The sequence below is a fragment of the Paenibacillus sp. LHD-117 genome, from assembly GCF_030929555.1.
Classification (GTDB): Bacteria; Bacillota; Bacilli; order Paenibacillales; family Paenibacillaceae; genus Pristimantibacillus.
The window spans coordinates 158,690-180,878 of record NZ_JAVFVT010000011.1; the positions used below are offsets into that span (position 1 = coordinate 158,690).

The window sequence follows — 22,189 nt, forward strand, 5'->3', positions numbered from 1 at the left end:
TTCGCGAGGGGGTAAGGGCTTCGATTTCTTCATGAAAGATTAACAATTGTTTCTCTGCCCCTCTTCGGGAAGATACGGCAATGCCGATATAATAGAATAGAGTCGCTATTTTACCAGAGGAGCCGTGTGCGCAATGATTAACGTGACCGCAGATCGTCGCAAGCAACTGGATTATACCGGAATTAAGGAGCAGGAGCTGCAATTGCTTAAGGATTGCCGCCCGATCTTTCAGAAAGTCGTAGATGAGGTCGTGGACCGTTTCTACGCGCAGATCGGCACGCAGCCGGAGTTAGTAAAGTTAATTGATAAAGTTAGCAACGTAGATAGATTAAAAGAAACGCAGCGAGGGTATTGGCTGTCGCTTACGGACGGGCTGATCGACCAGACATTTATCGAGAACCGGATCCGGATCGGGGCGGTGCACTCGCGAATTGGCCTCACGACGGACTGGTACCTCGGCACGTACATGACGTACCTCGATATCGCAACGGACGTGCTTAAGCAGGCGCTTCCGGACCGGTGGCAATCCGTCGTTTTTGCGCTGACCAAAATGTTTAATCTGGACGCGCAGTTTGTGCTTGAGGCATACAACCAGCACGAGCAGCGGCAAATCCAAGAGCTGGCCGATGCCAGGGCGTCCATGCTGTCCACGGTCACGACGGCCGTCCAGGAGCTGGCTTCCCTGATGGCGGAGCTGGACGAAGGCGCGAATCAAATCGCGGCGACGGCCATCTCGACATCGCAATCCCAGGATAAGGCGCATATGCTGCTCATAGAGCTTCGCGGCGAGCTTGACGGAATCGGCGAGATGGGCGACCTCATTCGCGGGCTGTCGGATCAGACGCATCTGCTCGGCTTGAACGCGGCGATCGAAGCGGCGCGGGCAGGCGAGCACGGTCGGGGGTTCGAGGTCGTCGCTAACGAAGTGCGCAAGCTGGCCGCTTCGTCCCGCAACGCGATGGAAGGCATACAGGAGAAGCTGAGCGATATCGATAAGAAGCTGAAAGAGGTTCGCTTAGAATCCGAGCAGACGTCGGATCAAGCGCGCAATCAGGCTGCCCGTTCGCAGGAGCTGGCTTCCTTCGTTCATATGGTGGATAAGGTCACGCAGGATTTGAAAAGCCTGAAGCCTTCAGACTAAAATAGTAAATCCAATACCGGACGCAGCTTAAAGGAAACAGAGGATCTCATTGGGGATGCCTCTGTTTTTGTTTTGTGTTAAGTAAGTTGACATCAATTTTTTAATTTTGTATGATTATCCTAACATTACACATCATTTCCTATGATAATGTTAAGTTTTATTACTCCAAATGAACGAAGTTGGCCTCGAAATGAGGCTGCGCAGCAGAAAACGCTTGCACCCACCATGAAGGAGGCGGTTGTCATGTCGACGGCCAAACAGTCGCAAACCCCTTTTTACGATTCCCATTCCTTTTACGACGAGATGTTTGACCGAGACTCCTCGATTCGTTCGCATTACGCGAACATCCATCGGCTGTTCGACCGCATCAAGCCGGCAGAGCTTGCGATGAGACAACAAGCCATCAACCAACGCATGCTGGAGGAAGGCATTACGTTCACGCTGTACAACGAATCGCAGCATGAGCCGCTCGAGCGGACGATCCCGTTCGATTATATTCCGCGAGTCATCCCGAAACACGAGTGGGAGCTGATCGACCGCGGCGTCAAGCAGCGGACGAAGGCGCTGAACGCATTCCTGCATGACGTATATCATGAGGGTCGCATTTTTAGGGACGGCATCGTGCCGAGAAGCATGATCGTGTCCAATACGTATTTCCGTCCGGAAATGGCTGGTCTACAAGTTCCCGGAGGCGTATATATTACAGCATCGGGTATCGATCTCATCCGCGACGAGAAGGGCCGTTATTTCGTGCTGGAAGACAACTTGCGCTCCCCTTCGGGTTTCTCGTATTTATTTAAAGGCCGAACGCTGATGAGTGAGTTGTTCCACGAGTTATACCTGTCCAGCTCCGTGCAAAACATCGATCGCAGCTTGAACTGCTTCTTAAGCTCGCTTCGATCGCTGTCTCCGAACGGCAACCGCAATCCTCTCATTGTGCTTCTTACGCCCGGCGTCTACAATTCGGCATACTACGAGCATACTTTCCTGGCCCAGCAACTGGGTATCCATCTGGTAGAAGGCAGAGATCTGGTTTACAAGGACCACAAAATTTATTTGCGCGATCTCAGGGGGCTACGCCAAGTCGACGTTATCTATCGCCGAATCGACGACCACTTCCTTGACCCGCTTGCCTTCCATCCTGATTCGCTGCTTGGCGTGCCGGGATTGATGAACGCCTATAGGGCGGGCAATGTCGCGATCGCCAATGCTCCGGGTACCGGAGTGGCGGACGATAAGGCAGTTTATGCGTATGTGCCGGATATGATTCGTTATTATTTGAATGAAGAACCGGTTCTCCATAACGTCACGACGTATGTGCTGTCAAGGAAGGAAGAGCTCGAATACGTGCTCGCGAATCTGGACCAGCTGGTCGTGAAGGAGACTTCCCTTTCCGGCGGCTACGGCATGCTGATCGGTCCGAAGGCGACTTCCAAAGAAATCGCTGCGTTCGCCGACGCGATCAGGAAGGAACCGTCGCGTTACATTGCGCAGACGACGATGAAGTTGTCCCAGGCACCGGTCATGGTGGACGGACAAATGACGCCTCGCCATATCGATCTCAGGGCGTTCGCGCTTATGGGAGAAGAGGAGACGCATGTCATCCCCGGGGGGCTGACCCGCGTGGCGATGAAGGAAGATTCGCTCGTCGTCAACTCGTCGCAAGGCGGCGGCGTGAAGGATACTTGGGTACTTAATCGATAAATAGGGAGGGTTAGCCATGCTGAATCGGAATGCTGAGGCTTTGTTCTGGATAGGGAGGTATATGGAGCGGGCTGAAAACCATGCAAGACTGGTTGATGTCCATTATCATCTGCAGATCGACAAAGAAGCCGCGTTCGGCGAGGAGACCGATGAAGCATCGGATGCCGAGGCATTCGCCAAGTGGGCGCGGATCGTTGACGCGCTCGGAAGCAGAGATGCTTATGAAGGCCAGTATGGCGCCTATACGGAAAAGGACGTGCTCTATTATACGACGCTGGATCGGGACAATCCCAACTCGCTCATTTCATGCGTAAGCTATGCGAGAGGCAACGTCCGCACGCTGCGGGAGAAGCTGCCCAGCGAATTATGGGATGTGGTGAACGGCTGTTACTTATGGCTTCGCGAGAAGCGGCCCGACGAGGTGCTGGGCGAATCGCCGCATCAATTTTATGCCCGCATCAAGGAGTGGACTTCCTTATTCCTCGGGGTTAGCATGTCCGTGATGCCGAGAGAGAACGAATGGCATTTCATCGAATGCGGGAGGTACTTGGAGCGCGCCGAGAATACGCTCCGCATCATCCGGTCGGCTGGGCAAACCGTCAATCAGGAGAAATGGGACGCGGCAGGCAGCTACCCTTACTTGCAAGCCGTTCTGCGTTCCGTCAGCGGATATCAGCCGTTCAGGCGGTATTACGCGGACGGCATTACGCTGCAAGCGATTATGGAGTTCGTCGTACTCAACAACGTATTTCCGCGTTCGCTGCAGTTCGCGCTGCATATGCTCGACGAGAGCCTGTGCCGGATCGATCTGCAGGACAAAAGCTTGCGTATCGAACATGAGCGGATGATTCGCCAAATCGGCAAAGTGAAGGCGGATATCGCGTGTCTGGAGCGGGAGGATCTGGCCATCGATTCCGAAGGCATGATCATCACGCATCTGCTTAAGGCGACGCAGCAGCTCGGCACCGTTTTCGCGAAAACTTTTTTTCGAATGGGGGAGGCAAGCGCATGAAGCTGCAAATCTCCCATGTGACGCATTACGAATACGAGACGCAGGTATCGGACAGTGTCAATGAAATTCGGCTGACGCCTAGCACGAACGATCGCCAATCCTGTTATCAGCAATCGATTACGATCGAACCGAATGCATCGTTGTTCAGCTACGAAGACTATTTCGGCAACCGGGTGCACGCGTTCTCCGTGAACGGTCCGCACAAGAAGCTGATCATCAAGACGAATATGACCGTCGTGACGAAGGAGGCGCCAAACGCGGCCGAGCGCGCTCGGGTCTTGGGCAATCACCCTATCGAGCTCGCTTGGCAATGGCTTCGAAGCGCCGAGGCGGCGAATCGGTTTGCGGAGTTTCTTGTTGATACGGAGTATACGGCCGTGACGCCGTCGGTCGTTTCCTTCGCCCAAAACATAGGGAAGTCTTCGGATGCCGGTTCCCATGCCGGCGCGGGTGAGTACCCCTTGTCCGTCATCGATTGGCTGAGCCTGCTATGCGCGAAGATCAAATCGGAATTCGTATACGATCCGGATGCAACGAACGTAAAGACGACCGCGTCGGAGATGTTCGAGCTGAAGCGCGGAGTCTGTCAGGATTTTGCCCATCTCATGATCGCAAGCTCACGTTCTGCCGGCATTCCGGCGCGATATGTGAGCGGCTATCATTTTGTCGGCGATCTGCAGGGCGGAAGCGCCGACTTCGAGCAGGCGTCGCATGCCTGGGTGGAGGCTTACGTGCCGAAGCTGGGCTGGTGCAGCTTCGATCCGACGAACGCCGATTCCGTCGGCGAACGATACGTGAAGCTTGGCCATGGCCGGGATTACAAGGATATCGTGCCGGTCAAAGGCGTCTATCGGGGCACGGGCGAGCAGAAGCTTCTGGTCACTGTGGACGTTCGCAATTTGGAGGAATGACGTGTCGAGTTCCGCGGCGGGCATTCGGGTCGTCGCTTAGGGCATGCATAATTCATCCGTCTCTGTAAATGTTAAGAGCATGACGACGGAGGTGGATAATACAATGATGCCTTTGAGAAACGTAACCTATACGCTCCTACTAACCGGCGTCTTGGCGCTGCAGAGCGGCTGCGGGGATGTCATGCCGGATCGAAACGATGAGAACGGCATGCGGACGGAAACGAATCGCCTAGGACAGCTCAGCATGAGATCGCCGAACGGCGGCGTGGCTAGGGTGAACCGCGATCAATTGACGAGAATAGCCGAGCAGGTGCCAGGCGTCGAGCAAGCCGTTCTCGCCATGAACGACAAGGATGTTGTTATCGGCATAAAAGTGGATAACGCGGGCAAGCGGCGCATCGTCGAGAAGCAGGTATATTCCCAGCTATTGTGGCAATATCCGGAATACGAATATTTTGTCACTTCGGACGAAGCGCTGTTCGATCGGGTCAGAACCGCTAACAAGAACCAGACCGTCGGGCAATACCATACGAAATCCGTGACGTCGGATAACGAAATCAAGACGCTTGCCGACGAGATTACCCGCGCAATGGTCAAGCCTTAATCGTGTCCGCAATCCGAAGAAAGAAGAAACCTTCAACTCCGTCACCGGTTTTGAAGGTTTCTTCGCATTCATGCGCGAATGATTCGTTAATTCGGTTTTACGCGCGGTTGCGGTCGCGGCTTCTCATCCCTGCTAAACCGAGCAGGCCAAGCAGACCGAGCCAGCCCCAGCTAAAACCTCCGCCGGTTGCCGTAGTAGCCGTTGCGCGGTAACCATTGCGGTTGTTGTTCGTTGTGTTGAGCGTATTGACGCGACCGTTATTCATTCTGCCATTATTCGTACCAATGCGGTTATTATCATTGTCGTTGTCAAACATGCGGTCGACGCCGTTCTCCATGCGGTCCGCGGTGCGGTTCAAACCCCTCTGGACGTTGTCCGCGGCGCGGTTGACTCCGTATTGCGTACGGTCTACGGCGCGATTCAAGTCGTCTTGCACGGTGCCGTTATTATTCATTCGCGGAGTCGTGACGTCGACGGTGCCGCGCGGTTCGATGCCTTCCCATCGGTTGGCGTTAGCGGCCGGAACGGCGAGCACAAGCATAAAGCACGCGATGATAATAGCCAATAAACCTGTTCTCTTCATGTACATGAACATCCCTTTCTGAGGTGGATTGTTGGTTCCGGTTTATGTTTGGCATAATTCGATTCCACTATGCGAAGCCTTGCTTGGATCTGCCATGGTAAGTTTTTGACCGCATGTTCACGCGATGTTCAAGGCTATAGCCCTTTTGAGTCATACGATTCCGCTTGCGCTAATGTTAAAATAATAGAAACCATGGTTGGAAAGCAGGTGCAGCTTTGTTCGTATTCTCAAAAAAAAGCGCTTTGACTGTTTTGGCCGTTCTTTCGTTCGTTTTAATGACGGCCTGTTCATCAACGCCGGAAACCTCCGTCGATCCAGCGAATGTCGATGTTTCCGTCACGACGAATCCGTCTCCGGCGCAGCCTAATTCAAAGGTTCGTTTGTCCGGGCAATTCACGGGCATCGAGCTGAACAAGTCGGCTACCGTTTCTTTCGAGATCCGAAAAGGCGACAAATCCGAATTCATCGATGCCGTGTATGAAGGCGACAACATTTTCGAGGCTGACTATACGTTTACGCAATCAGGCATTAACGAAGTGTTCGTCCATCTGTACACGGGCGATCTTCACGTGACGAAGAAAAAGCCGGTCGAAATTCAATAATTGTGAAGAGCATCCAGCTCATGCGTGCAGGCGTTGGTCGACGAGGCATCGGATTGAACCCTGGATCGAGTAAGCAAATCCTTCGCCGAATGGTTCGGCATGCCTTAGACGATAGGCCGGAAACAAAATACCCCTGGAAGAATGGCTCGTTAGCCGGTTCTTTCCAGGGGTATTCTCGTGTCTCTCCTCAGTGGGGATGGCCGCCTTCCGCTTCTTGGGCAGTACCGCCTTGTGCTTGCGCGGCCTGCAAAAGGGCCAATCGTTCCACTGCATCGGCGCCGATCACCACCCTCTTGGCTGGCATGACTTGATCGCCGTCTGCCTTCAAACGCGACTGCACGACGTATAAACCGTCTTCCTGCATCGTTATCGCGGCGCTGTATACGCCGGGAGACGTTTCCGACGCGGCCACGGAGAATGCGTCCTGCGGAGCTCCCTCCGGCCAAACGACGAACTCGGCCGATTCCGCGCCTTCCACTGGCGTACCTCCGTGAAGGATCTCCACGGAATATAAGGATTCTTTCCCGCGTTCCACCTGCGGCGGCAGGTTCAGTCTTACGGCGATATGCGGCGGAAGCCCTGTCTCGTCTACCTCCGGGACATTCGCCGTGCAGCCGCTAACGAGAAGCGAGATCGACGCGTAGACGGTAATTGCGGCCGTTTGAATCCAACTTTGTTTCATCATCGTGTGCTCCTTCCTTTAAACCGAGAACCATCGCCGAAGCGGCTTGATTCTGCGGATGATCAACAGGTCGATCGCAAGGACGACCAGAATAGATAAACCGACAAGCGGCATAAGCGCGCCGCAGATCAGCAAAATGGCCACTACGCCGATCGTCGCTTTGTTGTTTTTCGGATTGGCGGGTGCGCCAAGCTTGCCTTCCGGCTTGCGTTTGCGCCACATGACGTAGGAGCTGAACGCGATCAGAATGAGGCCTAAGCAAGCAATCAGCCCGAGCAGCTGGTTGGCAAGCCCGAATAATTTGCCTTCGTGGAAGGCGATGCCCCAACTAATCAGCTTGGCTGTCATACCGTAATCCGCGAAACGAACATCCGTCAGGACGGCGCCGCTGTATTGATCCAAGTGGAGCGTGGCGTTGCGGCCCGGTTTGTCATGTGCGGTGGAAACGGTGAATACGCCGGTTTCCCCTCTCGGCATCGTAATCGTATAGGGTTTCTTTACGCCTTGGCCATCCGCAATGACCTCCACGTCGTTCACGCTAAGCGTGATGTACCCGCCCGAGGCGGATACCGGCACCGGCAAGCTCTCTGCCGCCCAAGGCAAATCCTCCGCGATATCCTTGGCCACGGTGACGGATTCGGGTCCGGGCATAAAGCTATACGCGTATGGCGGCGTATTCGTATTCGTCACGTTCGCGAACTTTTCGATCTGGCCTCCGAGAATGCCGGACCACGGTAGTCCGCCTAAGATCACGAGCAGCAGGAGAAGCGATATCCAGAACGCCGGCACAGCGTGTAGATCGCGCCAGAAAGTTCGGCTGCCGGGTTTGCTCAGCCTCGGCAGCACGGTTCCCCATAGGGCCGTTCGGCCTCGCGGCCACCATAGGTAAAGTCCCGTCAATAGCAAGATGATCGCCCAGCAGGCGGCAAGCTCGACCACACGGTTGGCGAACGTGCCTCCGACGACAAGCTCGCTATGCATTTTTTTGAAGAAAGCCGCGAACGTCTTGTCGCTGTCCAGCATGCCGAGCACATGGCCCGTATAGGGATCCGCATACATCGTCGTTGCGGCTCCGTTCCGTACGGCGGACAGTTTATAACTGGCCTTTGGATCGTCCGCTAGCGTAATGGAGGACACGGTGGTACCCGGATAAGCGTTTATCGTTTTCGCGATGATCGCATCAGGCGGCATCGGCGTCTCCCCGACCTCGCGTACCGTCAACATATCCTTGTACAGAACCCCTTCGATTTGCGGCTTGAACAAATAAACGCCTCCGCTGAACGCCAGTATGATCAGGAACGGCGTGAAAATAAGTCCGGCATAAAAATGCCACCGCCAAACCGATTGGTACACCGCTTGACGCAGCTTTCCGCTAGGCTGGTTCTTCCGATCGATCTCCGTTGTTGGTTTTAATTGCTCGAGTGGCATTGCGCACATAGTATGACCCCGTTTCTTTCATGATCCGATACGGACTTATTATAGCGGCATCGTTAGGCGGCGGGATGACTCGAAAGGGCTAGCGCTGCAGATAATCGATCGGAACGGTTGGTCTGTCTCACAAATTGGACATAAAAAAGACCCGCGGATAGCGGGTCCCGTTCCAGCAATAGCTTGATCGTTACAGAAACTTCCTGCTCGTTTTTTTGCCGTCGCAGCTGAACACGATTTTTTTGTCCTCGACGATGGTTTCCAAATGGACGTTTTTTCCCCATACCTGCACGACGTAGGGCAGCGTCCGCTCCACGTATTTCAAGTCGAGCTCGGTTCCCTCGTACTGGTGGATGAGGTATAGCTCGCCTACGCGGTTGAAGTCGCCGTCCTTTACCATCAGCGTCGGGAAACCGCCGTTCACTTTGGAATAGACGAGCTGGTCACGGATGTTCTCCCACGATTTGTCCGTGATTTTCCATTCCGGCCCCTTCTTCTCGAAAATATACAGGTCGAGGTCGTCGACGAGCTCCTTGGTCAAATAGTTGCGGAGGAAGGAGATGTCGGAATCGAACTCGCGCACCTCGAACATTTTCTCCCTTCCTTTGCCCGGCACCCGGCCGAACCGTATTTGCTCTTCTTTCGTAGGATTGTCCCAGCGCTTCTCGATGTCCTCGAAAATTTTCAGCCCGAGATAATAGGGGTTGAGGCTATGCCTCGACGGGACGACGACGGACGAATTAAGTTTGGCGAATTCGATCGTTTCGTCGCTCGTTAGATCAAGCTCGCGGATGATGCGCTGATGCCAATACGAAGCCCAGCCTTCGTTCATGATTTTAGTCTCGAGCTGCGGCCAGAAATAAAGCATTTCGTCGCGCAGCATGGACAGGATGTCGCGCTGCCAATCCTCGAGGATGGTCGAATATTCTTCGATGAACCAGACGATATCCTTCTCCGGCCTAGGCGGGAACCGCTTCGCGTCCGCGGCCTTCGCTTCGGCCTGCGCGGCGGCGGCCGCCACCGTCTCCTCGTCGAGATCCCACAGATCGTCGTACGAGGAGCCGAGCGGAGGTGACTGTTTGGCGGAACGGTCCATTTCCTTATTGCTCATCTCGATGTACCGCTTCTTATCCAGCTGGTAAGGCTTGATGAGCGTCGGGTCGACATGCTCCTGGATCGCCAGGATGGCATCGATGAACTTCTCGACCGCTTCGGAGCCATATTGCATCTCGTATTGGTGAATCCGGTCCGCCGTCGCGGACATGCTCTCGACCATATTGCGGTTGGAGACGCCGAATCTCGCGTTGTTCTTGAAGAAATCGCAGTGGGCAAGCACGTGCGCGACGATTAGCTTGTTCTGGATCAGCGAGTTGCCCTCCAGCAGGAACGCGTAACACGGATTGGAGTTAATAACAAGCTCGTATATTTTGCTCAGGCCAAAATCGTATTGCATCTTCATTTTGTTAAACGTTTTGCCGAAGCTCCAATGGCTGAAGCGGGTCGGCATGCCGTACGCCCCGAACGTATAGATGATGTCTGCCGGGCAAATCTCGTACCTCATCTGGTAGAAGTCGAGCCCGAAGCCTTGCGCGATTTCCGTTATTTCATCGATCGCCCGCTCCAGCGCCCGAATCTCATCCTGTTTCATCGATCATCCCTCCGAATTCCTAAATACGGTTCATACCATATGTATGTGGACGGGGGAGAAGATATGAGGATGAAAGGACGGTCGCGTCGATCCGATTTGTACACCACATAAGAATTAATAAGTTTCCGAGCTTGTCGGAAGCTTATTAATTCTTATTGGCGATAAAACCTACCTTTAAGCGCGGTCGCCCATCTTCGAAAAGCCTCGACAGAGGTTTTCTCATTGCCGAATAAACGCCCGTTTCCTCTGTCCGCCGAAAGCCGAGAAACCGGCAACCAGCAGCAAGAGGATGCCCGTGAAACGAAATCCTTCGACGATGCCGAAGGTTAGCCAGCCAAGCACGGATGAGCCGGCGACGACGCCAAGCGAGAAGAAGGCGTAGAAGTAGCCGTATGCTTTGCCGCGCAGCTCAGCCGGCGTCGCTTTGATGAGCAATGTATTGATGGATGGGAATAGGAAGGCGAAACCAACTCCGTACAGTCCCAGCACGCTATATAGAGCAAGCGTGGATGCGGCTTGGCTGATTACGAGCTGGCTGATTCCCATCAATCCGACTCCGATGGCCATCGTAACCGAAGGCGCTGCCCGATCGAATAGACGGTTAGTAGGAAGAACAAAAAGAAGGACGGCAACGATCCCGAAGGTGCTCATCAAGGTGCCGCTTAATCTGGAATCGTAACCGAGCGACTGGACGTACAAGGGCAGCAAATACGCGATGGCGCCCTGCGAGAACATAAGGAAGAAAGCTCCTGCGTATGCCTTTGCGACACCCGCGTTTATCTTCAATCCCGAACGGCCGTCGGCTGCATCGCCATTCGATTTTTTCTCAAGCTTTTGTTTGCCTAGAAAAACGGCGGACAAAAGCGCAAGCAATAATCCAAGCGCCGAGACGCACGTGAAAACGAAAGGCACGGATGTTTTGCTGGCCGTGATTCCGCTGAACGCGGGTCCGATAATGGCCGCGAGTCCGACGAACGTGCCGGTGAAGGCGACCTTACGCCCTTGCTGATCTCCCGCCGTCGTATTCGCGGAGTACGTGAATGCGGCCGGGACGATGAGCCCCGCGACGAAACCGTGCAGGATTCGGACGGCGATAAGCAAGCCGGGCCGATCGACGAAGTGGTACAGAAGCAAAGCTCCGCTCGACAAGAGCAAGCCGGCCATCAGCATTTTGAAAGGACCGACCTTGTCTGTCAAGATGCCCGACATGATGTTGCCAAGCGTATTGGACAACGAATACAGCCCGATGACGAAGCCGACAACAAAAGAGCTGGCGCCGACGGAAGCCGCGAACGTGCTCATGACGGGAAGCTGCGCGAATAAATCGAAAAATGAAAAAAACACGATGCTGTATACGAGCAGCGCGACATTAAAAGTCGTGACGGCATATTTGGCTTGCGCTTTCTTAAGCTGCCAGTCCAGTATGAAGTTGCCAAACGGGACGAACGCAGCGGCGAGCGCAGCCGCGGGCCAGAGGATATTCCACTTCACCCGAAGCGCGGAATAAAGAATGGCTGCCATATAAAGAATGAAAACCCCGCCGTGAATGCTTCCCATCACCGTGACGGCTTGGTCCATTCCCCATACGTATTTCAAAGGCATGGCGACAGCCAGCAACAGCAGCAGCGATAACCCGTCAAGCAGGCCCGCGAGGCGTAATATAGCGATTGGATGAATCCTCACCTGATGATCTCCTCCGTTTTATGAACAACACGTTAACCTATTCTACCATTTAAGAACGCCCGCATGTTGGCTAAGCGCGGATTGACACCAAACGTTAAAGATTGATAAGATATTAAAAAATTAGTATCAGATACTAAACTCAGGTGCTAATCCTGAATACTGGATATACAAAGTCAACGGAGGTGCGGGATGTACAATTGGATGGCTGGCAAAAACGTGGTCGTGATGGGCGTCGCGAACGAAAGAAGCATTGGATGGGGAATCGCCAAATCGCTGCATCGGGCTGGTGCCAATCTTATTTTTACTTATCGGAAGGAACGTTCCTTCCTCAAGCTTTCCAAGCTGTTGGAGGACGCAGGCATTCAGCCGCTTTTGACGGTTTCCTGCGACGTTTCCGACGATGCGAGCATCGCCACCGCGTTTCATCAGATTGGCGAGCGGGCGGGAATCATTCACGGGGTGGCGCATTCCATCGCGTTCGCGGATAAGGATGAGCTCAAAGGCGAATACGTGGACACCTCGAGGGAAGGGTTCCTGCTCGCCCAGAACGCAAGCGCGTATTCCTTCGTTGCCGTAGCACGAGAAGCCAAAAAGTGGATGAGCGAAGGCGGCGGAATCGTTACGCAAACCTATATCGGAGCAGAGCGCGTCGTCCGAAATTACAACGTCATGGGAGTAGCCAAAGCTTCATTGGAGGCAAGCGTCAGATATTTGGCGGAAGACCTCGGCAAATACGGCATCCGGGTCAATGCGGTATCCGCCGGCCCCATACGGACATTGGCCGCCAAAGGGGTGTCCGGCTTCAACGATATTATGGCGACGATTGAAGAGAAGGCTCCGCTGAGGCGGAACGTCGACCAAGACGAGGTAGGGGACGCCACGCTGTTTTTGCTCAGCGATCTGTCTCGGGGAGTGACGGGCGAAGTGCTTCACGTGGATTCCGGATATCATATTCTTGGCCTATGAGCCGGCCGAACCGTCCTTCGACAGGGCGGTTTTCTGTTTTATGAAAATCGAATAAAAATAGGTTGTGAGCCCTACGCGAAGAAGGGTTACATCGATTTGTGTCGAATTAATCGTTTAAGCAAACGAATGGAGAGGTTAGAAGCTTACTAATTCCTAGAAGGGATTGACGGACTTGAGCCATGACTTGTGGGCGCATGTCGTGCATAGCTTTCTATTTGTTGTCATGGCGTGTATGGCTTATTTGCTCGTTTCGCCGAAACATAAGTTCCATCCGAAGAAGCAACTGATTACTTACATTTGCGTAAGCAGTCTGATCGTCGTGGCTTATTTGGCCGTCGAGCGTCCCGATCCTGCCGTCTTCGCTTTATATATGACGCCGATCTGCCTGGCGCTTGCGATCCTTTATTATCGTTGGACAGCTAGCAGTGTGTGCATCGTCATCATGACCGGGGCAAGTATTTTTCTGCTCGGGAACGCGTGGGAGCCCGTCGTTGCCAGTACAACCGTACTTGTAGGCTTGGGCATTGTCGCCGTGACCAAATTGCCGATCAACTCGTTGTTCCGCATGTCGTCGTTTACGCTCATCGGAACGTCGCTTTATTTGGGCACTTATCTGGGAGTCGATTGGAGAATCAGCGATACCCTCTCGGCGAGTCCGGAGGAGCTGCTATTATTCATTCCGGCGGCGCTCGTCTCCGCATGGATGGTCGCCTTCCTATCCTTTTTCGTGAAAAATCAGATCCATTTGCAGAAAGAGCTTAATCTTTCCGAGAAATACCAGACGATCGGCCAGCTGGCTGCTTCGATCTCGCATGAGATCCGCAACCCGCTTACGACGACGCGAGGGTTCTTGCAGCTCATGAATTACGATAAGCTGACCAAAGAAAATTTCGAGCGATACCGTAAGTTCGCCTTCGAAGGATTGGATCATGCGAACAGCATCATCACGGATTACTTGAATTTCTCCAAGCCGAACAACGAAATTCCGAAGCAGTTGAACGTCGCGGCCGAGATCGAAGGCGTCGTCAAATGGCTTCAGCCCTATGCCGTGCAGTCGAACGTCTCGATCGTGACGCATCATATGTCCGAAGATCCTCTCTACATAAGCGCGGAGCCGAAGCAATTTCAGCAATGCATGTTAAATATTATGAAGAACGCGATCGAGTCGATGACCGAGAGCGGCGGATTGCTTACCGTGCATAGCCGATCGGTTGGCGAGCACGCGCAAATTTTGATTCGCGATACGGGCGTCGGGATGGACCAAGATCAGCTGAAGCAAATCGGGATGCCGTATTTCTCCACCAAGGAGAGTGGAACGGGGCTTGGACTTATGGTCGTCATGAGTCTGGTCAAGGCGATGAACGGCAAAATCATGTTTCGCAGCAAGCCGAATCAAGGCACGATCTGCGAAATTCACTTAAACCGATACCGGTCGACTATATAAAAATAATCAAGAACCATTGACTCCGGTCAATGGTTCTTGTCGTATTGCTTCAATCCGTACATGGATTGGTCCGCCTCGTTAATGAGCTCCCGCAGACTTGAGTCGCTGCCGCTTCTGGAGCTCATTCCCACACTGGCGTATACGGACACGAAATCGCCTTTCAGCCGGTAGGGCTGCTTCAACGCGAGCTTGATTTTGTCCGCGACGATCTGCAGGTCGTGCTTGCCGGCAAGATGCTGAAGGCAGACGATAAACTCGTCGCCTCCGTAACGGATAATAACATCGGACTTTCGAACGCTGTTCCTAAGCCGGCCAGCCACTTCTTGCAGCAGCGCGTCTCCGGTATCATGGCCGTAACGGTCGTTGATCGCTTTAAAGTCGTCTATGTCGATGAACAACACGCTATACCGTTTGTCCGAACCGCAGCCGCACAGATGAGCAAGATATCGCCGATTAAATAAGCCGGTGAGGCTGTCGGTTACGCATGCGTTCTCCAGCCCGATCATATACCCGGCTTGCGACGACATGGCAAGCAGAAGTTCGACTTGTCCTGCCGACAAGGCAATCGGAGCCGAGTGAAGCAAAACAATGGAGCCGATCGGAGCCGTGTGGTCCGCATTCATGATCGGAAAGCTGGCTAACGAGCCATGCGGGAATTTCTGAGCCGACCTACAGCCGTTGAACCGTATATCTTCCGCAAGATGAAGTACCGAGATGTAGGTTGGAGGCGCGAAAGGAGAGTAACGATCGGAATCAGGCATGGGATCATAGAGGATGGGAAGGGTATCGCCGGCATCGATTCCGTTCTCGTTCCGGTTATAGGATTGGATAACGCGCAGCAACATGCCTTCTTGAATGGCGAAGCAGACGGTATCGATATCGAGCAGATGCTTCAACGAATGCAAGGATAGCCGGGCGGCGTCCTCAAATGAACGAATCTGACGGCTCATGTTCTCATCTCCTGCTGAATAATAAGCGGAATAGGACTTTTTTACCAAATAGACAGGTTCTAGTTCCATAGTAGACGATTCCATGCCGGGACTCAACCGTTTTTAGGACATAGTAGAAATTTATCCCTTTTCATATTAAATCGTATCCCTCGACCTTTAAAATAATAAATATATTAATTCTAATGCATAAAAATTAAGTATTGAATTAATCCAATGTTTATAGTTTAATAAACCTATCGATAATAATGATAGCGAGGTGCATGGTAATGGGGCAGCAAGCGAAGATGATCGTGGATAAGGATTTTGTGGTCGGCAAGGTGGACGAACGCATTTATGGATCTTTTATCGAACATTTGGGAAGAGCCGTATATGGGGGGATTTACGAGAAGGAGCATCCGGAAGCGGATGAGCAGGGCTTTCGCTCCGACGTGCTGGAGCTCGTCAGAGGCCTTCAGGTGCCGATCGTTCGTTATCCGGGCGGAAACTTCGTTTCGGGCTACAACTGGGAAGACGGCGTAGGCCCGCTGTCGGAGCGGCCAAAGCGGCTGGAGCTTGCCTGGCGCACGATCGAGCCGAATTGGTTCGGCTTCAATGAATTTATGGACTGGTGCGGCAAAGCCGGCACGGAAGCGATGATGGCCGTCAATCTGGGAACGCGCGGCATTGACGACGCGCGCAACCTCATCGAGTATTCGAATCATCCTTCGGGCACCTATTGGAGCGACCTGAGACGTTCCCATGGCTACAACGATCCGCATCGCGTGAAGACATGGTGCTTGGGCAACGAGATGGACGGCCCTTGGCAGATCGGGAGCAAGACGGCGGTGGAATATGGAAGGCTTGCGAACGAAGCCGGCAAAACGATGCGGCTGGTCGACCCGTCCATCGAGCTCGTCGCATGCGGCAGCTCGAGCCGCTCGATGGCCACGTTCCCGGAATGGGAAGCGACGGTGCTCGATTTGACCTACGATACCGTGGATTATATTTCGATCCATCAATATTACGGCAATCCGAAAAGCGACACGCCGAATTTCCTCGCGCAATCGGTTGGCATGGACGCGTTCATCCATACGGTCATTTCGACGGCCGACTATGTGCAAGCGAAGAAACGGAGCAAGAAGAAAATCAATCTGTCGTTCGACGAGTGGAACGTATGGTTCCACTCCCATGACCACGACAGCAAGCTGGAGCCATGGTCGATCGCTCCGCCGCAGCTTGAGGATGTCTATACGCATGAAGACGCCCTGGTCGTCGGCTGCATGCTCATCAGTTTGCTGAAGCGGGCGGATCGCGTGAAGATGGCGTGTATGGCGCAGCTGGTGAACGTTATTGCTCCGATCATGACGCGGAACGGCGGAGGTGCATGGAAACAAACGATCTATTATCCATACATGCACGCGAGCTTATTCGGCCGAGGTCAAGCGCTTGTTCCGCTCCTTCAGTCGCCGAAGTACGACAGCTCCGAATATACGGATGTGCCTTACGTGGAATCGGTAGCCGTTCATAACGTAGAGATTGGCGAGGTGACCGTGTTCGCCGTCAACCGCTCGCTCGATGAAGCGATTTCCTTCGAGATTGACCTGAGGAGCTTCGGTCCGGTGACGATTCTGGAGCACATCGTGCTCGAGCATGACGATCTGAAGGCGAGGAATACGGAATGGCAGCCGGATAACGTGAAGCCGCATGCGAGCGGCAGGTCTGCGATGACGGGGAGCGGGAGCATTGAAGCCGTTCTGAGCAAGGCATCTTGGAATGTGATTCGCGTGAAGCTTCAGCCATAACCAATGAATCGAAAAACGAGGGGACGGATTGCGGCTTTGGCTGCTTATCCGTGCCCTCTTGTTGTATGATAGAAACATGTGGAAGGATGGGATGGAATGATACAGGCGAATACGGATGCGAGGTGGCTGCCGCTTTACGAGGCGCTGGCCTCGGAGGTTCGGCTTGCGATACTGGAGCTGCTCGCGGGCGGCGCATTAAACGTGAAGGATATCGCGGCGGCTCTGGGACTGAGCAGCGCCATCGTGACGATGCATATCCGCAAGCTGGAGGCGGCGGGATTGCTGCATACGCGGATGGTTCGCAAGGATGGAGGCACCCACAAAATGTGCGAGCTTGCCGAACAATCGATCAAAATCGAGCTGCCACATAAGCGCGATCAGGCGATGCAGTCGCATGAAACGATAATCCCGATCGGGCATTACACCGAATTCGACGTTCATCCGACATGCGGGATCGCGACGCGGGAGTCCATTATCGGACAGTTCGACGATCCGAGGTACTTCTTGGAGCCGGATCGGATGAACGCTGGCGTGTTATGGTTCGGTTACGGGTTCGTCGAATACAAAGTGCCGAATTATTTGTTGTCGTCCCAGCAGCCGAATGCGCTGGAGATCATGCTCGAGATCGGCTCCGAGGCGCCCGGCGTCAATGAGAATTGGCCGTCGGACATCAGCTTCCAGTTGAATGGAAGCGAGATCGGCACATGGACGAGTCCGGGCGATTACGGCGAGAAGAGGGGCAAGTTTTCGCCGAGCTGGTGGCCGGATTGGGTTAACCAATACGGTCTGCTGAAGCTCATCCGCGTTCAGGAGGATGGCACGTATATCGACGGACAGCGGATGTCGGATGTCGGACTTCGGGACATCGCGCTCGATCGCAACTTATGGATGCTCCGGATCGGCGTAAAAAAAGAAGCGAAACATGCGGGAGGCATTACGCTATACGGCAGCGGCTTCGGCAACTACAATCAGGATATCGTCTTCAAAGTGTATTACGAGGTCTAGGCGGATTATACGGTAAGCTGGTGCCAGACAGCTCCAGTGGGAAGTAGCCGGCTAACGAGGTTTGTCGCCTGTAATTCCCTGTGGTTCTGCCTAGTGGATTCTGTTATTCTTCTAAAGGAGTTAAGAATCCATCATAGAGAGGAACATCATTGTGAAAAAGGGATTTATGCAAGGTACGGTCGCATTGCTGGCAGGTATGCTGCTTGTGGCTCCATTGCAACCGTCGATCGCGAAGGCGGCTGAAGGCACGACATTCGATATGTACTTTCCTACCGATATTGAGGATCATTGGGCATACTCGGAGATTGACAACTTTGTCGTCGCCGATTTGCTGAAGGGATATAAGGATGCTAGCGGCAATGTATTGGTGAAACCGGAGAAAAGCATTACTCGCGCCGAATTTGTTGCGATTCTCGTACGCGCGCTTGGTCTGAAGAGCGAGGAGGCGGGACAAACTTTCACGGACGTTCCCGCCGGCGAATGGTTTACGGAGCCGGTCCGGATCGCTAGCTCGCTTGGCGTCGTGAATGGCGTAACCGAAACGGAGTTCAGCCCGAATCAGCCGATCGAGCGCGGAGAAATCGCGACGATGATCGTCCGCGCGTTCAAAGATACGGTTGTCTTTAACGAGGAAGCGGGGGACGTCCAGTTCGACGACGTTCCGGCGTCGGATTACTTTGCGACGGAGTCGATCGCGCAAGCGAACGAAGCGGGCATCGTCAACGGCGTGGAAGAGCGGCTATTCAAGCCGTTCGCGAACGCGAAACGCGCTCAAGCCGTCGTCATGCTCCAGCGCGCGCTAGATTTGCAGGAAAGCAATTTGCCTGACGAAGAAATGCTGAAATCCGTTATTCTAGATGCAGACAAAGCGGAGCTCGAGTCCATTAACAAAGGCGAAATTCAAGGGCTCGGCGATTTGCTTTCGAAACAATACACCGCATTCCAGCTTGTGTCGCTCGAACAATATATTGAAGGTATGCAGGATCTCGTTAAGGACGGCATTGCGATCAGCGTTGGAGAGACAGGAGCCAGGAACCTGGAAGTGACGGCTGTTTCCGACCGCTTCGCGGTTATTAAATCGACCGGCGGCACATGGCAATTCACGTACGCTTATGACGGAGAACAGCAAACGGAGACAGTGTCCAGCGACGGTCATTACTACATGAAGAAAACAGACGACGGCACTTGGAAAATTTACGCGATCTACGAAGAATAAAATACACGTGTGATAACGAAGAAGGAGAAGATGCGAATAGGCATGCTCTCCTTCTTTGGTTGATTCTCGGAATGAAATGCGCCATGCCGCCAAAGAAGGCGACAGACAGTCGTTTCACCTTGTCAAAACAAACTCCAATCCAGCTCCTTCGACATCGTCTCGAGCAGATGAACGCCCGCGATGCTGTTGCCTTTCGGATTCAAGGCAGGGCCGACGAGACCGATGCCGTAACGGCCCGGCACCATCGTCAGGATGCCTCCGGCCACTCCGCTTTTCGCGGGAAGACCAACCTCGATCGCGAACTCCCCCGACGCGTTGTACATGCCGCAGGTCACCATGAACGTCTTGGCGATCTGGACATATCGCCTCGGGACAAGCTCCGTTCCCGAAATCGGATCCGTCCCGTCGAAAGCGAGCACAAGCGCCATCCGCGCAAGATCGGAGCAGGTCGCGTTAATGGAACAATGGCGGAAATAGACGTCGAGGACATCGTCCACCTTTCCCTTCAGAACACCGTTATCCTTCAGGAAGTAGGCCATAGAGCGATTCAGATCGGCGAATTCCGCTTCCGATTCGTATACGGCGAGATCGTAATTAAGCGAATCGTTGCGGGATAATTTGCGGAAAAACGCGAGCGTCCGATCGGATTTCTCTTCAGCGGTGTCTCCTGCAATAAGCGACGAGATCGCGATGGCTCCGGCATTGATAAGCGGATTAAAAGGAATGCCGGGCTGCACAAGCTCAAGCTTCAGCATGGAGTTGAAGTTGTCTCCGGTCGGCTCCATCCCGACTTTATCGAAGACGACGTCTTCACCGTTATCTATGAGGGCAAGCAGCAGCGTGAACACCTTCGAGATGCTCTGCATCGTAAAAGAAAGTCCGCAATCGCCCGCGGTAGCCGTATTCCCGTGCGCATCGACGATATGGATGCCAAGCGCGCCGCCCGGCGCTTTGGACAACTCGGGAATATAGGATGCGACTTTACCGCCTTTGCACTGCAGCTTGCTGGCAGCCACCCATTCGGGCAGTCGCCCGCGCAGTATGTTTAGTTCGTTGGATGGGTTCGTATCGTTGCTAATCCTCATGTTGGCGCGGCCTCCTCAGGACTTGAACTAGGGTTGACGTTTGGACTCGAATGCGAGCTGAGCCATGACTGGATAATGATCAGACGGATAGACTCCATCGTTTGAACCTCTATACACGGTTGTTTCTACAACGGAAACATCGCCGCTTGCGAAAATATAGTCGATCGGCTCGCCCTCGAGGCCGCCCTGGAAATCATGGAACGTACGCCCGACGGGTCCTTCGTACGACTCGTAAACATCCGTTAACTCAGCCTTTAATGTTCGAATGGCGGGATCGTCCGGATAACAGTTGAGATCTCCCGTTACGATAAAGGGATACTCTTCCCGCTCGCTAATTGATGCGATCTTCCGCAGGATCAGCTTCGCGCTTTCCTCGCGGGCTTGCTGGCCGACATGGTCGAAATGCGTGTTGAACAAATAGAACTGCTCTTCCGGCGCATCCGCCCATTCGAAACGCGCCCATGAGCAAAATCTCGGGTAGTCCGCATCCCAAGCGCGGCCGGAAGGCGAATCAGGCGTTTCCGAAAGCCAAAATTGCCCATGCTCGACGAGCTTTAGCTGTCCATGGTCGTAATAGATCGCGCAGCATTCGTCAAGGCCTTCGTCTCCACTCTCATAACCCGCGCGTCCTTCGCCAATGCGGCTGTAAGCCGGAAGGAGGGCATCCAGCTCATTCAGCATCGCGTAGCGTCCTTCCTGCGTTCCGACGAGCAGCGGACGCATCTCCCGGATCACCGCGGCAGCTTGCTCCTTGCGATACGGCCAAGCATTTTCGCCGTCGGAAGGTACGTTAACCCTCAAATTAAATGTCATCACGTTTAGTTTCATGCTTGTACCTCTTTCATTTGAAAATATAACGATAATCCGATTATAACGGAATTCAATAAATCATCCCACCGTCCCTTTTATGATGCGATTTCCGATCATTTTAAAAAAAGTTTCCGAAAAGGCTTGACCAATTTGGACGGGTCATGGTATATTCTAATTCCGGCCGAGACATACACGGTTCGGACGAAAGAAAAGATTGTTCTTTGAAAACTGAACAACGAGCGAAACTGCCCGATCTTAAGTTTTGCGAAGCAAAACACTTCGTAAACATAATGATCGAAATAGCAACAACGTTTTAGAGCTATCAAACACTTTTATGGAGAGTTTGATCCTGGCTCAGGACGAACGCTGGCGGCGTGCCTAATACATGCAAGTCGAGCGGATCTGATGGAGTGCTTGCACTCCTGATGGTTAGCGGCGGACGGGTGAGTAACACGTAGGTAACCTGCCTGTAAGACTGGGATAACATTCGGAAACGAATGCTAATACCGGATACGCGAATTGGTCGCATGGCCGATTCGGGAAAGACGGAGCAATCTGTCGCTTATAGATGGACCTGCGGCGCATTAGCTAGTTGGTGAGGTAACGGCTCACCAAGGCGACGATGCGTAGCCGACCTGAGAGGGTGATCGGCCACACTGGGACTGAGACACGGCCCAGACTCCTACGGGAGGCAGCAGTAGGGAATCTTCCGCAATGGGCGAAAGCCTGACGGAGCAACGCCGCGTGAGTGATGAAGGTTTTCGGATCGTAAAGCTCTGTTGCCAGGGAAGAACGCTTGGGAGAGTAACTGCTCCCAAGGTGACGGTACCTGAGAAGAAAGCCCCGGCTAACTACGTGCCAGCAGCCGCGGTAATACGTAGGGGGCAAGCGTTGTCCGGAATTATTGGGCGTAAAGCGCGCGCAGGCGGTTAAT

The 22,189-nt window shown here is 53.5% G+C and carries 19 protein-coding genes and 1 rRNA gene; 12 read left to right on the forward strand and 8 right to left on the reverse strand.

From position 1 onward, the window contains the following. Positions 1 to 133: 133 nt before the first annotated feature. The 5 genes from RB620_RS10955 (at position 134) to RB620_RS10975 (ending at position 5,372) form a co-directional block, all read left to right on the forward strand. Positions 134 to 1,141 carry a protoglobin domain-containing protein gene (locus RB620_RS10955; RefSeq protein WP_308094227.1) on the forward strand — a complete coding sequence of 336 codons (1,008 nt, stop codon included), beginning with the start codon at positions 134 to 136 and terminating at the stop codon, positions 1,139 to 1,141. 243 nt (positions 1,142 to 1,384) lie between these two features. Continuing rightward, on the forward strand, positions 1,385 to 2,845 hold the full coding sequence (locus tag RB620_RS10960; protein ID WP_308094229.1) for a circularly permuted type 2 ATP-grasp protein: 1,461 nt from the start codon (positions 1,385 to 1,387) through the stop codon (positions 2,843 to 2,845). 16 nt (positions 2,846 to 2,861) lie between these two features. Then, positions 2,862 to 3,857 (forward strand): alpha-E domain-containing protein, encoded by a 996-nt coding sequence (locus tag RB620_RS10965; RefSeq protein WP_308094231.1) that lies wholly within the window; start codon positions 2,862 to 2,864, stop codon positions 3,855 to 3,857. Next, the gene (locus tag RB620_RS10970) at positions 3,854 to 4,768 is read left to right on the forward strand and encodes a transglutaminase family protein (protein WP_308094232.1); all 915 of its coding nucleotides are present in this window, start codon (positions 3,854 to 3,856) and stop codon (positions 4,766 to 4,768) included. Before RB620_RS10965 ends, RB620_RS10970 begins: the two co-directional genes overlap by 4 nt. Positions 4,769 to 4,871: 103 nt before the next feature. Then, positions 4,872 to 5,372, forward strand: a complete 501-nt coding sequence (locus RB620_RS10975; RefSeq protein WP_308094234.1) for a YhcN/YlaJ family sporulation lipoprotein — start codon at positions 4,872 to 4,874, stop codon at positions 5,370 to 5,372. A 97-nt stretch (positions 5,373 to 5,469) separates the two neighbouring features. Here RB620_RS10975 and RB620_RS10980 read toward each other — a convergent pair whose 3' ends face one another. After that, the gene (locus RB620_RS10980; RefSeq protein ID WP_308094235.1) at positions 5,470 to 5,955 is read right to left on the reverse strand and encodes a WGxxGxxG-CTERM domain-containing protein; all 486 of its coding nucleotides are present in this window, start codon (positions 5,953 to 5,955) and stop codon (positions 5,470 to 5,472) included. A gap of 215 nt (positions 5,956 to 6,170) precedes the next feature. On the opposite strand from RB620_RS10980, the gene RB620_RS10985 reads away from it, so the two are divergent. Beyond that, positions 6,171 to 6,557 (forward strand): hypothetical protein, encoded by a 387-nt coding sequence (locus RB620_RS10985; RefSeq protein WP_308094236.1) that lies wholly within the window; start codon positions 6,171 to 6,173, stop codon positions 6,555 to 6,557. Positions 6,558 to 6,744: 187 nt separating this feature from the next. On the opposite strand, the gene RB620_RS10990 is transcribed toward RB620_RS10985, so the two are convergent. From RB620_RS10990 to RB620_RS11005, 4 genes are all read right to left on the reverse strand, one after another. Next, complete coding sequence (locus RB620_RS10990; RefSeq protein WP_308094237.1) at positions 6,745 to 7,242, reverse strand: FixH family protein; 498 nt, start codon at positions 7,240 to 7,242, stop codon at positions 6,745 to 6,747. Positions 7,243 to 7,257: 15 nt separating this feature from the next. Next, positions 7,258 to 8,676 (reverse strand): PepSY-associated TM helix domain-containing protein, encoded by a 1,419-nt coding sequence (locus RB620_RS10995; RefSeq protein WP_308094239.1) that lies wholly within the window; start codon positions 8,674 to 8,676, stop codon positions 7,258 to 7,260. Between the two features lie 181 nt (positions 8,677 to 8,857). Then, on the reverse strand, positions 8,858 to 10,315 hold the full coding sequence (locus tag RB620_RS11000; protein ID WP_308094240.1) for a SpoVR family protein: 1,458 nt from the start codon (positions 10,313 to 10,315) through the stop codon (positions 8,858 to 8,860). Positions 10,316 to 10,534: 219 nt separating this feature from the next. Then, positions 10,535 to 11,998 (reverse strand): MFS transporter, encoded by a 1,464-nt coding sequence (locus RB620_RS11005; protein WP_308094242.1) that lies wholly within the window; start codon positions 11,996 to 11,998, stop codon positions 10,535 to 10,537. A gap of 189 nt (positions 11,999 to 12,187) precedes the next feature. Here RB620_RS11005 and fabI point away from each other — a divergent pair, with 189 nt between their 5' ends. Together fabI and RB620_RS11015 are read left to right on the forward strand one after the other, a co-directional pair. Then, positions 12,188 to 12,964, forward strand: coding sequence for an enoyl-ACP reductase FabI (gene fabI, locus RB620_RS11010; RefSeq protein WP_308094244.1), 777 nt, complete (start codon positions 12,188 to 12,190; stop codon positions 12,962 to 12,964). Between the two features lie 172 nt (positions 12,965 to 13,136). Next, positions 13,137 to 14,408, forward strand: coding sequence for an ATP-binding protein (locus RB620_RS11015; protein WP_308094245.1), 1,272 nt, complete (start codon positions 13,137 to 13,139; stop codon positions 14,406 to 14,408). A gap of 26 nt (positions 14,409 to 14,434) precedes the next feature. Here RB620_RS11015 and RB620_RS11020 read toward each other — a convergent pair whose 3' ends face one another. Beyond that, positions 14,435 to 15,358, reverse strand: coding sequence for a GGDEF domain-containing protein (locus tag RB620_RS11020; RefSeq protein WP_308094247.1), 924 nt, complete (start codon positions 15,356 to 15,358; stop codon positions 14,435 to 14,437). Positions 15,359 to 15,624: 266 nt separating this feature from the next. Between RB620_RS11020 and arfA the strand changes: the two genes are divergently transcribed. From arfA to RB620_RS11035, 3 genes are all read left to right on the forward strand, one after another. Continuing rightward, the gene (gene arfA, locus RB620_RS11025) at positions 15,625 to 17,139 is read left to right on the forward strand and encodes an arabinosylfuranosidase ArfA (RefSeq protein ID WP_308094248.1); all 1,515 of its coding nucleotides are present in this window, start codon (positions 15,625 to 15,627) and stop codon (positions 17,137 to 17,139) included. 96 nt (positions 17,140 to 17,235) lie between these two features. Next, positions 17,236 to 18,144 carry an ArsR/SmtB family transcription factor gene (locus RB620_RS11030; RefSeq protein WP_308094250.1) on the forward strand — a complete coding sequence of 303 codons (909 nt, stop codon included), beginning with the start codon at positions 17,236 to 17,238 and terminating at the stop codon, positions 18,142 to 18,144. A 151-nt stretch (positions 18,145 to 18,295) separates the two neighbouring features. Then, positions 18,296 to 19,360, forward strand: a complete 1,065-nt coding sequence (locus RB620_RS11035) for an S-layer homology domain-containing protein (RefSeq protein ID WP_308094252.1) — start codon at positions 18,296 to 18,298, stop codon at positions 19,358 to 19,360. 122 nt (positions 19,361 to 19,482) lie between these two features. Here RB620_RS11035 and glsA read toward each other — a convergent pair whose 3' ends face one another. Further along, positions 19,483 to 20,445 (reverse strand): glutaminase A, encoded by a 963-nt coding sequence (gene glsA / locus RB620_RS11040; RefSeq protein WP_308094253.1) that lies wholly within the window; start codon positions 20,443 to 20,445, stop codon positions 19,483 to 19,485. Between the two features lie 27 nt (positions 20,446 to 20,472). Then, positions 20,473 to 21,273, reverse strand: coding sequence for an endonuclease/exonuclease/phosphatase family protein (locus RB620_RS11045; RefSeq protein WP_308094255.1), 801 nt, complete (start codon positions 21,271 to 21,273; stop codon positions 20,473 to 20,475). Between the two features lie 313 nt (positions 21,274 to 21,586). Between RB620_RS11045 and RB620_RS11050 the strand changes: the two genes are divergently transcribed. Then, positions 21,587 to 22,189, forward strand: a 16S ribosomal RNA gene (locus tag RB620_RS11050); the annotation flags it as partial.